The following is a 14,322-nucleotide window of genomic DNA, read 5'->3' as shown; positions in this document are numbered from 1 at the left end:
GAGGCATCCCCATGTTCAAGAGATCCGAACAGGACAAGCGTCCACCGCTGCAGATCTTCGTCGACGGCGTAGCGGTCGCGGCGCGCCAGGGCGACACGGTCTCCGCCGCGCTGCTGGCCTCCGGCTGCGACGCACGTCGTTCGACCGCGGTGAGCGGCGCGCCGCGTCTGCCCTATTGCATGATGGGCGTGTGCTTCGATTGCCTCGTCACCATCGACGGCGTCGGCAACCGGCAGGGCTGCCTCGTGCCAGTGGCCGAAGGCATGCAAATCGAGATCCAGAAGGGCAAGCGGGAGATCGGGAAATGACTGTGGCTCCCAAGCGCGAAGACTATGACGTCGTGGTGATCGGCGCCGGGCCCGCCGGCCTTGCTGCGGCGGTGACCTCGGCCGAAGCCGGCCTCTCGACGCTGCTGCTCGACGAGAATATCGGCCCCGGCGGTCAGGTGTTCCGCGCCATCGCCTCGACGCCCGTGACCGACCGCAACCAGCTCGGCCCAGATTATTGGGTTGGAGCCGATCTCGTGCAATCGCTGCGCGCGAGCAGCGCCGAGGTGATTCATCGTGCGACCGTCTGGAGCCTCGACCGCAATCTCGAGATCGCCGTCTCGATCGGCGGCGCTTCCGCCTTCGTCAAGGCCAGGCGCGTGATCCTCGCGACCGGCGCGCTGGAGCGGCCGTTCCCGATTCCCGGCTGGACGCTGCCGGGCGTGATGACCGCGGGCGCGGCGCAGACCATGCTGAAATCCTCGGCGCTCGTGCCCGACGGCCGCACGGTGATCGCAGGGCAGGGCCCGCTGCTCTGGCTGCTGGCCGCGCAGATCCTGCGCCTCGGCGGCCGCATCGATCGCATTCTCGACACCACCGAGCGCGGCAATTATTTCGCCGCGCTGCCCCACGCCTTCGCCTTCCTGACCTCGCCCTATTTCGCCAAGGGCCTGTCGATGATGCGCGAGGTCAAAGCGAAGGTGCAGGTCGTCTCCGGCGTCACCGAACTCTCGGCATCCGGTGACGGCCAACTCGCGAGCGTGAGTTATGTCGCGGGCGGCAAGCGCGAGACCATTCCGGCCGATCTGCTCCTGCTGCATCAAGGCGTCGTGCCCAACGTCAATCTGGCGATGTCCGCCGGTGTCGAGCATCGCTGGGACGACCTGCAACTCTGCTGGTCGCCGGTGCTCGATGCGAGCGGCAATTCGACCATTCCCGGCATTGCGATCGCCGGCGACGGCGCCGGCATCGGTGGTGCGAGCGCCGCCGTGGTGCGCGGCCGTATCGCGGCGCGCGCGGCCGTGGAAGCATTATCGCCCGCAGCTGCGGCGAAGCTCCCGCCGATGGCAACGCTCCGTTCCGATCTCGCCAAGGCCGAGCGCGGCCGCGTCTTCCTCGACACGCTGTTCCGCCCCGCGCCGCAGTTCCGGATTCCCTCGGGTGACACCATCGTCTGCCGCTGCGAGGAAGTCACGGCAAAGGACGTTCTCGATGCCGTCGCGATCGGCGCGACCGGTCCGAACCAGCTCAAGGCCTATCGCCGCACCGGCATGGGACCGTGCCAGGGCCGGCTCTGCGGCCTCACCGTCACCGAGCTGATGGCGCAGGCACGCGGAAAGACGCCGCAGGAGATCGGCTATTACCGGCTGCGCGCGCCGGTGAAGCCGATCACGCTCGCCGAGCTCGCCGCCGTTCCCAAGAGCGAGGCGGACGTCAAGGCGGTGGTTCGCGGATGACCAAGAACGTGGATGCGATCGTCGTCGGCGGCGGCATCCACGGATGCTCGACCGCGCTGCATCTGTGCCTCGCCGGCCTGAAGCCGGTGCTGATCGAGAAGGACTATGCCGGCCGCCACGCCTCGGGCGTCAATGCCGGCGGGGTGCGTCAGCTCGCGCGCCACATCCCCGAGATTCCGCTCTCGATCCGCTCGATGGGAATCTGGGAGAAGATTGCAGATCTCGTCGACGACGATTGCAGCTTCGAGAGCCACGGCCAGGTGCTGGTCGCGGAAAACGAGGAGGAGCTGGCGATCTGCCGCGCGCGCGTCGCCGAGCTCAACGCGCTCGGTTTCACCCATGAAGAGCTGATCGATGCGACCGAGCTGCGGCGGCTCGTGCCCGCGGTTGCCGAAACGTGCCCCGGCGGCGTCGTGTCGCGCCGTGACGGCGCCGCCAATCCGGCGCAGACGACGACGGCGTTCAGGCGCAAGGCCGAGCAGCTTGGCGCGACCGTGCGTGAGGGTATCGCCGCCTCCAACGTCCGCTACGGTGCCGGCCTCTGGCATGTCGATGTCGGTCCTGAAACCTTTGCCGCGCCGGTGCTGGTCAATGCCGCCGGCGCCTGGGCCGGCAAGATCGCCGCCGCACTTGGCGAGCCGGTTCCGGTCGAGACCGTGGCGCCGATGCTGATGATCACCTCGCGCGTGCCGCACTTCATCGACCCCGTCGTGATCCTGCGCGGGCGAAAGCTCTCCTTCAAGCAATTCAGCAACGGCACCGTGCTGATCGGCGGTGGCCATCTGGCGACGCCCTATCAGGATCGCAACGAGACCGTGCTGGACTGGAAGAGCCTCGCGACCAGCGCCCGCACCGTGTTCGAGCTGTTTCCGGTGATGCGCAGCGCCTCCATCGTCCGCGCCTGGGCCGGGATCGAGGCGAAGATGAAGGACGATATCCCGGTGTTCGGTCCGAGCAGCCGTCACAAGGGCCTCTATCACCAGTTCGGCTTCTCGCTGCATGGCTTCCAGCTCGGCCCCGGCGCCGGCGCCGTGATGGCCGAGCTGATCGTCAACGGCGGCACCCAGACCCGAATCAGCGATCTCGGCATCGACCGCTTCCATCCTTTCACGCTCTAAGAAGAGGACAACATGAGCATCACCCGCAGCATCCGCACGCCCATCATGCACCGCGCCGTCGAGGCAGGCGGCTTCGTCTTCCTCGGCGGTACCATCGCCGACGACACCTCGGTCTCGATGGGCGAGCAGACCCGCAACATCCTCGGCAAGATCGCTGGCTATCTGAAGGAAGCGGGAACCGACAAGAGCCGCGTCGTCAGCGCCTCGATCTTCGTCACCGACCTTGCCAAGAAGAAGGAGATGGATGCGGCCTGGACCGAGTTCTTCGGCGACAATCTGCCGACCCGGGCCACAGTCGGCGTTGCCGATCTCGGCGGCGGCGCGCTGATCGAGGTCGTAGTCACCGCGCTGAAGGGTTGATCGCGACAGGGCGACGGACGTCAGCACGAGTCACGCTGGCCTACTTGCGATCGGGATGAGGCGGCGGATCGATGTCGCCGCCAAGCTGTGCATCCATGGCGGGATCGTCTGATCCCGCTTGACCGTTCGGATCTTGCAGTGATTTTCAAAAACCCGACGCCCTGCCCCCAGCGCGTCGGGTGGAAAAAATGAGTATCAATCCGTGATCCCAATGCGATTGTTGTGACGCGTGCCGCACCAATTTTCTACTCCGGGAAACTACCGCGTTGGAACCGGACCTATTCCTTCGTGCGCGGGCCTATGATTCCGCGCTTCCACCCGGCTCCAGCGCTTCGCCGATCTCCAGCGGATGGGCCATGGTCTCGTGCAGCGCCTCGCGATCGAGCTCGCCTTCGGAAATGCTGATGACGACGCAGGCAACGCCGTTGCCGATCAGATTGGTCAGCGCGCGGCATTCGCTCATGAACTTGTCGATGCCGACCAGGATCGCAATCGACTGGATCGGGATGTCAGGCACGATCGAGAGCGTCGCGGCGAGCGTGATGAAGCCCGCGCCGGTGACGCCAGAGGCGCCCTTCGAGGTGATCATGGCGATGCCGAGGATGCCGAGCTCCTGCCAGATGGTCAGATGTGTGTTGGTCGCCTGCGCCAGAAACAGCGTCGCCAGCGTCATGTAGATGTTGGTGCCATCGAGATTGAAGCTATAGCCGGTGGGAATGACGAGGCCGACAACGGAACGCGAGGCGCCGAGATGCTCCATCTTCTGGATCATTTGCGGCAGCACCGTCTCGGAAGAAGAGGTGCCGAGCACGATCAGAAGCTCGTCCTTGATATAGGCGATGAAGCGCAGGATCGAGAAGCCGGCCAGCCGCGCGATCGCGCCGAGCACGATCAGCACGAACAGGATGCTGGTGAGATAGAACGTGCCGATCAGCGCCGCGAGGTTGAGCAGCGAGCCGAGGCCGTAGGCACCGACCGTGAACGCCATCGCCCCGAAGGCGCCGATCGGCGCGACGCGCACGATGATGCGGATGATGCCGAAGAACATCTTCGCGGCCTTGTCGATCGCGTCCGCAATGGGCTCGCCGGCCTTGCCGAGGAACGCGATGGCGAAGCCTGAGAGGATCGAGATCAAGAGCACCTGCAAGAGGTCACCGCGCGCGATCGCACCCAGATAGCTGTCGGGAATGATCGCCATCAGATGGGCGACGATGCCTTCCTCATTGGCCTTGGTGACGTAGGTCGCGACCGATTTGGGATCGATCGTGGCGGGGTCGATGTTGAAGCCGTGCCCGGGCTGGAGGATCTCGCCGACCAAGAGGCCAACCGCAAGCGCGACGGTCGAGACGGTCTCGAAATAGATCAGCGACTTCAGCCCGACCCGGCCGACGCGCTTGAGGTCACCCATCGAGGAGATGCCGTGCACGACGGTGCAGAAGATCACCGGCGCAATCATCATCTTGATCAGCGCGATGAAGCCGTCGCCGAGCGGCTTCAAGGCCTTGCCGAGATCGGGATAGGAATAGCCGATCAGCACCCCGAGCGCGATCGCGATCAGCACCTGGACGTAGAGGATCTTGTACCAGGGCTGGCGGCGGCGGAGGATGGCTGGCTGGATCGCGACTTGTGTCATAGAGTGGGCCCCGGAACGCATTGATCATGCATGATTTGAATCATGCATGACCTGCACCATGTGATGGCCGCCGCAGAAGTGACAATCACATTTTTGTCTGTTTGCACGAAGATCGATCGCGGAGTCGCAAGCGCGCTTGTTGTCGATCGCCTGCGGCGCTGCCTGCCGATCATCCTCGGTGCGATCGGCGGACGCCTCGGGTCCTTGGTGAACGGCCTCGCCTCGGCATGCCGATCGACTCCACCCGGCTGCCGGCCGCGCCGTGTGTCCAGGGATGCGTGCAGCGTATGCACAACCGGCTGGAACAAAACGCCGGTTCCATCCATGATGATGCATCTGGAGAGAACACATGCCGCAAACCGAACGTTCGACTTCGTTTCCCTCGCGCCTTGTCGGCCAATATGCGCTGGTGACCGGCGCCTCGCAGGGCATCGGCCGCGCCGTCGCCGTCAGGCTTGCGCAGGAAGGTGCGACCGTCGCCATCAATTATTTCGAGCACGAGGAGCGGGCGGAGGAGACGCTGGCACTCGCTCGGGCGGCTTCGAGCGACCGCGGCCACGGCGAGCCCGATCATTGTATCGTCAAGGCCAATGTCGCCGACGAGCAGGACATTGCTGCGATGTTCGAGGCGATCCTTTCGCGCTGGAAGCGCCTGGATTGTCTCGTGAACAATGCCGGCTTCCAGAAGGAATCGCCGAGCGAGGCGCTGGACGTCGAAACCTATCGCCGCATCATCGACGTCAATCTGAACGGCGCTGTGCTCTGCGCGCAGAGGGCACTTGCGCATTTCGTCAAGCGCGGCGGAGGCGGCAGCATCATCAACTGCTCCAGCGTGCACCAGATCATTCCCAAGCCCGGCTATCTCGCTTATTCGATCAGCAAGGGCGGCATGGCCAATTTGACCCGCACGCTGGCGCTCGAATTTGCCGGCCGCGGCATCCGCGTCAATGCTGTCGGGCCCGGCGCGATCGATACGCCGATCAATGCGGCCTGGACCGGCGACCCCGAAAAGCGCGGCGTCGTCACCAGCCACATTCCCATGGGGCGCGTCGGCACGCCGGAGGAGATCGCCGCCGTTTTCGCCTTCCTCGCCTCCGACGATGCGAGTTACATCACCGGGCAGACCCTCTATGCGTGCGGAGGCCTGACACTGTTCCCGGAATTCCGGGAGAATTGGGCAAGCTGAACGTCGGCTTCGGACCTCCGGGATGGTGGTCGCGACCGGGCAGGGGCCTGCGGCGCCGTGTGCTATCGACCCTCGACGACGCTACCGCTATTGCGGGTGCCGACACATGAAGGGCTCGTGACCACACCCATCAACATCAACGCTTACAGTGACGCACTGGTGGTCCTCGCGACCGCCGGCGTCGTGGTACCGATTGTCCGCCATTGGGGCATCAATCCCGTGCTGGGCTATCTCGGCGCCGGCGCCATTCTCGGTCCGCTCGGGCTCGGCTCGCTCGTTCGAGAAATACCGTTCCTGTACTGGTTTACGGTGACGGATGCGCAGAACGTCGAGGGTATCGCCAATCTCGGCATCGTATTCCTGCTCTTCCTGATCGGCCTCGAACTGTCTTTCCGGCGGCTCGTCACGATGCGGCGTCTGGTGTTCGGGCTCGGTGGCCTGCAGGTGCTGGTGACGTCCGCGATGATTTTCGGCGTGGCGCTTCTCTCCGGGCAGAGCTCCGATATGGCCGTCATCCTCGGCGCCAGTCTTGCGCTGTCCTCTACCGCGATCGTGCTCGAGCTTCTGTCCGGCGAGAAGCGGCTTGCGACCACGACCGGGCGTGCCAGCTTCGCGGTGCTGATTGCCCAGGATCTCGCGGTGGTTCCCATTCTGGTTTTCGTCTCGGTGCTCGGCGCAGACAGCGGCGGCTCCGTCCTGGCGCACATCTCCAGTGCAATTCTCAAGGCCGCGCTGGCGGTCGCTGTCCTCATTCTGCTCGGACGGCTGCTGATGCGTCCGCTCTTCCAGATGGTTGCGGGCACCCATTCGACCGAGTTGTTTGTCGCCGCGACCTTGTTCGTCATCGTCGGCGCAGGACTGGCCGCCCACCAAGCTGGCCTGTCGATGGCGCTCGGAGCCTTCGTTGCAGGACTGATGCTGGCGGAAACGGAGTATGGCAAAGCCATTGAGGCCACCGTTGAGCCGTTCAAGGGCCTGCTGCTCGGCATCTTCTTCTTCACCGTCGGCATGGCCATCGACTTTCGCGTGTTCTTGCGCGAGCCGGGTTGGCTGCTGGCCGCCGTTATCGGTATTCTCGCCGGCAAGGCGATCGTGCTCATCGTCCTGGGCCGCCTCTTCAGGCTGTCATGGTCCGCGGCGATCGAGATCGGATTCCTGCTGGGTCCAGTCGGCGAATTCGCTTTCGTCAGCATCGGAATGGCGGCAGCCGGCGGCCTGATCGAGCCTGGTGTGTCGAGCTTTGCCGTTGCCGTCACCGCCGTGACGATGGCATTGACGCCGCTCCTGGGCATGCTCGGGCAACGATTGGCCGCGAAGTTGGGTCGCGAGCGCACGCCAGATCCTGAACTGGCGGTTCGCCCGCCCGGCGACCGGGCGCAGGCCATCGTGGTCGGCTATGGCCGCGTTGGCAAGGTCGTCTGCTCGCTGCTGACCGGCCACGGCCTGAACTACATCGCGGTTGATCACGAGGCAATCGCCGTGGCACGCGACCGCCGCGACGGTCACAAGGTCTATTTTGGCGATGCGACGGAGCCGGGCTTCCTCGAAGCTTGCGGCCTGATGCAGACGACCGGCGTGATCATCACCATCCAGTCGCGGTCGGCGATCGACGCCGTCGTCGAGCGGGTTCGCGCGGTGCGCCCGGATGTGCTGATCGTCTCGCGTGCGCGGGATGCCGAGCATGCCCGCCACCTCTATGCGATCGGGGCAACCGATGCTGTGCCCGAAACCATCGAGGCAAGCCTGCAGCTTTCCGAAGCCGCGCTGATCGGCCTCGGAGTTGCGGTCGGGCCCGCGATAGCCTCGGTGCACGAGAAGCGGGACGAATTCCGGCTGACGCTGCAACAAGCCGCGCGCAAGGCAGACCCGGAGATATCCCGCCCATCCGCTATCGCAGGCCGCCACGATGGGCGGCATTGATCTGGCAAGACCGCGGCGCGCAGACTACATAGGGGCCATGTCAAACCCGCCGCTCCAGGACTTCATCGACCGGCACGACAAACTGTTCGTGCTGACCGGCGCCGGCTGCAGCACCAATTCGGGCATTCCTGATTATCGCGACAGCTTTGGCAAGTGGAAGCGGACCCAGCCGGTCAACTTCCAGTCCTTCATGTCGGACGAGCATACGCGGCGGCGCTATTGGGCACGCAGCCTGATCGGCTGGCGGCGGTTCGGCCAGGCCAAGCCGAACGACGCGCATCACGCGCTGGCCCGGCTCGAGGCGAACGGGCGGTGCGAGATGCTGCTGACCCAGAACGTCGATCGGCTGCATCAATCCGCCGGCCACCGCCAGGTGATCGACCTGCACGGCCGGCTCGACTTGGTTCGCTGCATGGGCTGCGGCCGCAAGACGCCGCGGAGCGAATTCCAGGATGCGCTCGGCCGCGCCAATGCGGAATGGCTGACACTCGATGCCGCCGATGCTCCCGATGGCGACGCCGATCTGGAGCACGAGGAATTCTCGTCCTTCCAGGTGCCTCCTTGCGAAGCCTGCGGCAGCATTCTCAAACCTGACGTCGTGTTCTTCGGGGAGAACGTCCCGCGCGACGTCGTCGCCACAGCGCAGGATCATCTGGCTAAGGCCGACGCCATGCTGATCGTCGGCTCGTCGCTGATGGTCTATTCCGGATTTCGGTTCGTACAGGCTGCAGCGCAACGCAGCATTCCGATTGCGGCCGTCAATCTCGGCCGCACCCGCGCCGACGATCTGCTGACGCTGAAAGTCGAGGAGCGCTGCGAGGCGGCGCTTGCATTCCTGCTCTGATCGCGCCAGTGCCGAACACGCCTTGCCTATTGCATAGGTGCCAAGCAGAATAGCCGGACGCGGCTTGGTCCTTGCCGTTCATGGCATGGAAATTGCTGCGTTTTCGACCGCAGTCTTGACGATCAGCACGGAGAATTTGGAATGCTTGAGGGAGCCGAAGTGCGGCTTGCCGTCGATATCGGTGGCACGTTCACCGACATCGTGCTGGACGTTGGCCTGGATCGCAAGACGCGCAAGGTGCTGACGACGCCGCAGCGGCCCGAGCAGGCGGTACTGGACGGCATGCGTCTCATCCTCGCCGATGCCCGCGCCCATATCAGCGACATCGATGTCTTCATTCACGGCACCACGCTGGCGACCAACGCGATCATCGAGCGCCGGGGTGCCAAGACTGCCCTGATTGCGACCGAAGGCTTTCGCGACGTGCTCGATATCGGCACCGAAAGCCGCTACGACCAGTACGATCTCAGTATCGACAAGCCCAGGCCTCTGGCGCCGCGCAGCCTTCGTTTTACCGTGCCCGAGCGCGTCGACGCCCACGGCGCCGTCCGCCTCCCGCTTGACGAAGCTTCAGTGCGCGCACTCGCGCCGAAATTGCGCGAGCTGGGCGTCGAGAGCGTCGCCATCGCCTTCCTGCACTCCTACGCCAATCCCGAGCATGAGCGACGTGCAGCTGCGATCCTGGCGGAGGAGATGCCAGGCGTCTCCGTGACCGTGTCCTCCGCCGTCTGTCCCGAGATCCGCGAGTATGAGCGTACATCGACTGCGGTCGCGAATGCCTATGTGCAACCCCTGATCGACGGTTATCTCGCCCGCATGGCCGACGCCTTGCAGGTCGAGCAATTCCGCGGCGCGATCTACCTGGTCACTTCAGGCGGCGGCGTCACGTCGATCGAGACCGCGCGGCGCTTTCCGGTGCGCCTCGTCGAATCCGGCCCCGCCGGCGGCGCGATCTTCGCGGCGCAGATCGCGGCAAGGCTCGGCGAGAGCAAGGTGCTGTCCTTCGATATGGGCGGCACCACCGCAAAGATCTGCCTGATCGAGAAATACCAGCCCGAGACCTCGCGCGTGTTCGAGGTCGACCGCGCCGCGCGCTTCCTCAAGGGCTCCGGCCTGCCGGTGCGCATTCCCGTGATCGAGATGGTCGAGATCGGCGCCGGCGGCGGTTCGATCGCGCATGTCGACGCGATGAAGCGTGTCACTGTCGGCCCGGAGAGTGCCTCGTCGGAGCCTGGCCCCGCCTGTTACGGTCGCGGCGGCCAGCGTCCGGCGGTAACGGATGCCGATGTTGCGCTGGGCATGATCGATCCCGATGCATTCGCGGCGGGCACGATCAAGCTCGACCCTGAGCTTTCGAAGCAGGCACTGCTGCGCGACGTCGGCGAGCCGCTCGGCCTGTCCGCGGAAACCGCGGCCTATGCGGTGCACGAGGTCGTCTGCGAGAACATGGCGAGTGCGGCGCGCGTCCATGCGGTCGAGCGCGGCGAGATCGTCGGCCAGCACACGCTGATCGCCTTTGGTGGTGCTGCGCCGCTGCATGCGGCGCGTGTCGCCGAGAAGATCGGCGTCTCCCGGGTGATCGTGCCTTCGAATGCCGGCGTCGGCTCGGCCGTCGGCTTCCTGGCCGCGCCGATCGCCTATGAGCTGGTGCGCAGCCGCCATGTCCGGCTCGACGATTTCGACACCGAGGCGGTCTCCGACCTGTTGCAGGACATGGTGACCGAAGCGCGCGCGCTGGTTGAGCCTGGCGCGGCCGGCGCGCCGGTGCGCGAGCGTCGTGCTGCCTTCATGCGCTATGTCGGTCAGGGCCATGAGATCTCCGTCGAGCTGCCGAACCGGCGGCTGACGGCGGCCGATCTCGCCGGTTTGCGCCGGAAGTTCGAGGCCGATTATGCAGCGATGTTCGAGCGGTCGATTCCGGGGGCGGCGATCGAGGTGTTGAGCTGGTCGGTGCTCGCGACCACCGAGGCGCGCAATCCGCCGACCGTTGCGGCCGTCGCGCGCAAGCCCGCCGGCAAGGCGGCCGGCAGCCGCAAATTCTTCGACGGCCGCGCCGGCGAGGTGATCGAGATCCCGCTCTATCGCCGCGAAGACATGGCGCCGGGCGCGACTATCGCGGGCCCTGCCGTGATCGCGGAGGATGAGACCTCCACCTTCGTCTCCACCAGTTTCGACGCGCATATCGACGGTGCCGGCAGCATCGTCATGGAACGAAAGGCGGCCTGATCATGAGCAAGGCAAATGGCGCGAGCCTGATCGACCTTCAGATCATGTGGCACCGGCTGATCGCCGTGGTCGAGGAGCAGGCGCAGGTGCTGCTCCGCACCGCCTTCAGCCCGATCGTGCGCGAATGCGGCGACCTCTCGGCCGGCGTGTTCGATCTCAAGGGCCGCATGCTGGCGCAGGCGGTGACCGGCACGCCCGGCCACGTCAACTCGATGGCGGAATCGGTCAAGCACTTCATCGCCCACTTTCCGATCGAGACGATGAAGGAAGGCGATGCCTATATCACCAACGATCCCTGGATGGGGACCGGCCATCTCAACGACTTCGTCGTCACCACGCCCTGCTTCAAGGACGGCAAGCCGGTGGCGCTGTTCTCCTGCACCAGCCATCTCATGGATATCGGCGGCATCGGCTTCGGCCCCGACGCCACCGACGTGTTCATGGAGGGGCTCTACATCCCCATGCTGAAGCTGATCGACCAGGGCGTCGTCAACGAGACGCTGATGGCGATGATCCGCACCAATACGCGGCTGCCGATCGATACGGAGGGCGACACCTATTCGCTGGCCGGCTGCAACGACGTCGGCTGCGAGCGACTGGTGGAGATGATGAGCGAGTTCGGCATCGACACGCTCGACGAGCTCGGCGATTACATCTGCGATCGCTCGCGCGAGGCCGTGCTGGCCGAGATCGCGAAGCTGCCGAAGGGCAGCTGGCGCAACACCATGGTGGTCGACGGCTATGATGCCCCGGTGACGCTGGCGGCGACGCTGACGATCTCGGATGCGGGCATTCACGTCGATTTCGACGGCACATCCGCAGCCTCGAAGTTCGGCATCAACGTGCCCTTGTCCTACACCACCGCCTACACCGTGTTCGGCCTCGGCTGTGTGGTCGCCTCGCAGATTCCGAACAATGCCGGCTCGCTCTCGCCGCTGACGGTGTCGGCGCCGGCGGGTGCGATCCTCAATGCGCCCAAGCCCGCGCCGGTTGCCTCGCGCCATATCATCGGCCAGATGCTGCCGGATGTGGTGTTCGGCTGCCTGCGCCAGATCATTCCGGAGCGTGTGCCGGCGGAAGGCACCTCCTGCCTGTGGAATCTCAACGTGCGCGGCCAGACCCGCTCCGGCGTCGGCGGCAATTACGGGTTCTCGATGGCGGTGACCTCCAATGGCGGCACCGGCGCGCGCTTCGGCAAGGACGGCCTGTCGGCCACCGCCTATCCGAGCGGCGTGCGCGGCACGCCGGTCGAGATCGCGGAGACGCAGACGCCTTTGATCTTCTGGCGCAAGGAGCTGCGCCCGGATTCCGGCGGGGCAGGGCGCACCCGCGGCGGTCTCGGCCAGATCATCGAGGTCGGCAGCGGCGTCGATGCGCCGTTCGACATCCTGGCGGCATTCGACCGCATCGATCATCCACCGCGCGGACGCGATGGCGGCCGAAACGGCGAGGCCGGCTATGTCGGCCTCAAGTCCGGCAAGAAGCTGCGCGGCAAGGGCTTTCAGCAGGTGCCGCCGGACGATCGGCTGGTGGTGCTGACGCCCGGCGGCGCCGGCATCGGCGATCCCGCGACGCGCGAGCGTGCGGCAGTCAAGGAAGATATCGAAAGCGGGCTCGTGTCCGCCGGCAACGCCGCTGCAGTTTACGGGTACGCGCGCTGACGTGTCAGGGCGCTTGGATCAACGGAGGGGTGCAATGATCACGAGACGGAACTTCACCGCGGGCGCAGCGACGCTGCTCGCCGCAGGTCACATCTCGACCCGTGCGCGGGCGGCGACGACGAGCTGGGACATGTCGACGGTCTGGCCCGACGGCAATTTCCACACCCAGAACGCGATGGCCTTCGCGGAGGAGGTGAAGAAGCAGACGGGCGGTTCGGTCGCGATCACCGTGAAGGCCGGCGGCCAGCTCGGCTTCAAGGGGCCCGAGCACCTGCGCGCCGTGCGCGACGGCCTGGTGCCGCTCGCCGACGTCCTCAACATCCAGCAGGTCGGCGACGAGCCCTTCATGGGCGTCGAGAGCATTCCGTTCCTCTGCGGCTCGGTGGACGAGTTGAAGGTCCTGCACAAATACGTGCGGCCCGAATACGAGAAGATCGCCGCGCGCAACAACCAGAAGATTCTCTACATCGTGCCATGGCCGACGCAGTACCTGCACCTCAAGGCGAAGGTCGCCGACGTCGAGGGCCTGAAGAACATCAAGATTCGCGTGCCCGACAAGAATGCGGTCGACATGTTGAATGCGGTCGGCATGGCGGCCGTGATGATCCCCTGGGGCGAAACGATCCCCGCGCTGGCCTCCGGCGCGGTGGCCGGCGTCTCCACCTCGTCGGTGTCGGGCGTCGACGGCAAGTTCTGGGAGTTCCTGAAATACGTCTACCCGACCAATCACGTCTGGTCGTCGCAGATGCTCACCGTCAATCTCGAGTCCTGGAAGGCGCTCAGCGCCGACCAGCAGAAGCTCGTCGCGGATATTGCGGCGAAGATGGAGCCGGGCTTCTGGGCCAATTCGCTCAAGGCCGACGTCGACAGCCTCAACCGCCTGAAGGAAGGCGGCATGGAGGTGGTGCCGGTCTCGCAAGCCATGATGACGGACATTCGGGCCAAGACTGCGCCGCAGCTCGACGCCTTCCTCAAGCGCGTGCCGGCAGCGGACAAGCCAGTGCGGGCCTATCTCGCCGAAATGAAGCGTGGCTGAGGATGATGTCGTGGTGAGCATCTCGCCCGAAGCTCCGCAGAGCCTGAATGCAGCGGCGCCGGCGCCGCTGCGCATCCTGCTCGACGGCATCGATCGCCTTGGCCGGCTCGACGGCTGGATCGGCGGCGGCTGTCTCTTGATGCTGACGCTGCTGATGCTCTGCGAGGTCGCGACGCGCTTCCTGTCGAACTTCCTGCCGTTCTTCCCGCCCAGCATCTCGATCGCGTGGGAATACTCTTCTTATCTCATGGCGGCGTCCTTCACCTTCGGCGCCGCCATGACCTTGCGCGTCGGCGGCCATATCCGTGTCGTGCTGCTGCTGAAGAACGTGCCGGCGCCAGTGCAGCGCGCGCTGGAGATCCTTTCAGCCGCGGCCGGATTCGCCTTCATGGCGTTCCTGACCTCGGCCATGGCGAAGTTCGCCTGGAGCGCCTTCGTGCGTGGCCAGGTCTCGACCTCGAGCGACACGCCGCTGTGGTTTCCACAGGCGATCGTCACCTTCGGCATGCTGCTGCTGACGCTCCAGTTCCTGGCGCGCGCGATCCAGGCCGCGCTCGGCCTGCCCCTGGAGGATCATCGCATGAAGGCCTCGCCCGTCGAATGATCGCCTTGCCC

Annotated in this window: 12 protein-coding genes; 11 read left to right on the top strand and 1 reads right to left on the bottom strand. The window is 65.5% G+C overall.

Features of this window, described 5'->3' with window-relative positions; all coding sequences use genetic code 11:
- Nucleotides 1-11 precede the first annotated feature (11 nt).
- Genes AC066S_RS26565 through AC066S_RS26550 form a run of 4 tightly spaced genes read left to right on the top strand, consistent with a single transcriptional unit; the run spans nucleotide 12 to nucleotide 3,201 of the window.
- Nucleotides 12-308: a (2Fe-2S)-binding protein gene (locus tag AC066S_RS26565; RefSeq protein ID WP_135170731.1), complete on the top strand. Its 297-nt coding sequence runs from the start codon at nucleotides 12-14 to the stop codon at nucleotides 306-308.
- Nucleotides 305-1,723 carry an FAD/NAD(P)-dependent oxidoreductase gene (locus AC066S_RS26560; RefSeq protein ID WP_478271015.1) on the top strand — a complete coding sequence of 473 codons (1,419 nt, stop codon included), beginning with the start codon at nucleotides 305-307 and terminating at the stop codon, nucleotides 1,721-1,723. Before AC066S_RS26565 ends, AC066S_RS26560 begins: the two co-directional genes overlap by 4 nt.
- Nucleotides 1,720-2,841, top strand: a complete 1,122-nt coding sequence (locus AC066S_RS26555; protein ID WP_478271014.1) for an NAD(P)/FAD-dependent oxidoreductase — start codon at nucleotides 1,720-1,722, stop codon at nucleotides 2,839-2,841. Before AC066S_RS26560 ends, AC066S_RS26555 begins: the two co-directional genes overlap by 4 nt.
- Before the next feature lie 12 nt (nucleotides 2,842-2,853).
- Nucleotides 2,854-3,201: a RidA family protein gene (locus AC066S_RS26550; RefSeq protein ID WP_126258749.1), complete on the top strand. Its 348-nt coding sequence runs from the start codon at nucleotides 2,854-2,856 to the stop codon at nucleotides 3,199-3,201.
- Between the two features lie 298 nt (nucleotides 3,202-3,499).
- On the opposite strand, the gene AC066S_RS26545 is transcribed toward AC066S_RS26550, so the two are convergent.
- Nucleotides 3,500-4,834 carry a dicarboxylate/amino acid:cation symporter gene (locus AC066S_RS26545; protein ID WP_478271013.1) on the bottom strand — a complete coding sequence of 445 codons (1,335 nt, stop codon included), beginning with the start codon at nucleotides 4,832-4,834 and terminating at the stop codon, nucleotides 3,500-3,502.
- Between the two features lie 349 nt (nucleotides 4,835-5,183).
- On the opposite strand from AC066S_RS26545, the gene AC066S_RS26540 reads away from it, so the two are divergent.
- The 7 genes from AC066S_RS26540 to AC066S_RS26510 all read left to right on the top strand — a co-directional run bounded on the left by AC066S_RS26540 (nucleotide 5,184) and on the right by AC066S_RS26510 (nucleotide 14,311).
- Nucleotides 5,184-6,020, top strand: a complete 837-nt coding sequence (locus AC066S_RS26540) for an SDR family oxidoreductase (RefSeq protein ID WP_478271012.1) — start codon at nucleotides 5,184-5,186, stop codon at nucleotides 6,018-6,020.
- 117 nt (nucleotides 6,021-6,137) lie between these two features.
- Complete coding sequence (locus AC066S_RS26535) at nucleotides 6,138-7,940, top strand: cation:proton antiporter domain-containing protein (RefSeq protein WP_478271011.1); 1,803 nt, start codon at nucleotides 6,138-6,140, stop codon at nucleotides 7,938-7,940.
- A gap of 37 nt (nucleotides 7,941-7,977) precedes the next feature.
- On the top strand, nucleotides 7,978-8,784 hold the full coding sequence (locus tag AC066S_RS26530; protein ID WP_478271010.1) for an NAD-dependent protein deacetylase: 807 nt from the start codon (nucleotides 7,978-7,980) through the stop codon (nucleotides 8,782-8,784).
- A 141-nt stretch (nucleotides 8,785-8,925) separates the two neighbouring features.
- Entirely contained in the window at nucleotides 8,926-11,010 is a 2,085-nt protein-coding gene (locus AC066S_RS26525; RefSeq protein ID WP_478271009.1) for a hydantoinase/oxoprolinase family protein, read from the top strand.
- Between the two features lie 2 nt (nucleotides 11,011-11,012).
- Complete coding sequence (locus tag AC066S_RS26520) at nucleotides 11,013-12,671, top strand: hydantoinase B/oxoprolinase family protein (protein ID WP_478271008.1); 1,659 nt, start codon at nucleotides 11,013-11,015, stop codon at nucleotides 12,669-12,671.
- Nucleotides 12,672-12,705: 34 nt separating this feature from the next.
- On the top strand, nucleotides 12,706-13,707 hold the full coding sequence (locus AC066S_RS26515) for a TRAP transporter substrate-binding protein (protein WP_126258756.1): 1,002 nt from the start codon (nucleotides 12,706-12,708) through the stop codon (nucleotides 13,705-13,707).
- A 10-nt stretch (nucleotides 13,708-13,717) separates the two neighbouring features.
- The gene (locus AC066S_RS26510; RefSeq protein ID WP_135165601.1) at nucleotides 13,718-14,311 is read left to right on the top strand and encodes a TRAP transporter small permease subunit; all 594 of its coding nucleotides are present in this window, start codon (nucleotides 13,718-13,720) and stop codon (nucleotides 14,309-14,311) included.
- Nucleotides 14,312-14,322: the final 11 nt, after the last annotated feature.

Source organism: Bradyrhizobium sp. CFUWI (genome assembly GCF_056429085.1).
The sequence above is the reverse complement of the archived record's forward strand: the minus strand, read 5'-3'. Positions and strand labels throughout refer to the sequence as shown.

Bases quoted from the DNA above. Each gene is read 5' to 3' on its own strand.
- AC066S_RS26565 (WP_135170731.1), top strand. From the start codon at position 12: ATGTTCAAGAGATCCGAACAGGACAAGCGTCCACCGCTGCAGATCTTC.
- AC066S_RS26560 (WP_478271015.1), top strand. From the start codon at position 305: ATGACTGTGGCTCCCAAGCGCGAAGACTATGACGTCGTGGTGATCGGC.
- AC066S_RS26555 (WP_478271014.1), top strand. From the start codon at position 1,720: ATGACCAAGAACGTGGATGCGATCGTCGTCGGCGGCGGCATCCACGGA.
- AC066S_RS26550 (WP_126258749.1), top strand. From the start codon at position 2,854: ATGAGCATCACCCGCAGCATCCGCACGCCCATCATGCACCGCGCCGTC.
- AC066S_RS26545 (WP_478271013.1), bottom strand. From the start codon at position 4,834: ATGACACAAGTCGCGATCCAGCCAGCCATCCTCCGCCGCCGCCAGCCC.
- AC066S_RS26540 (WP_478271012.1), top strand. From the start codon at position 5,184: ATGCCGCAAACCGAACGTTCGACTTCGTTTCCCTCGCGCCTTGTCGGC.
- AC066S_RS26530 (WP_478271010.1), top strand. From the start codon at position 7,978: ATGTCAAACCCGCCGCTCCAGGACTTCATCGACCGGCACGACAAACTG.
- AC066S_RS26525 (WP_478271009.1), top strand. From the start codon at position 8,926: ATGCTTGAGGGAGCCGAAGTGCGGCTTGCCGTCGATATCGGTGGCACG.
- AC066S_RS26520 (WP_478271008.1), top strand. From the start codon at position 11,013: ATGAGCAAGGCAAATGGCGCGAGCCTGATCGACCTTCAGATCATGTGG.
- AC066S_RS26515 (WP_126258756.1), top strand. From the start codon at position 12,706: ATGATCACGAGACGGAACTTCACCGCGGGCGCAGCGACGCTGCTCGCC.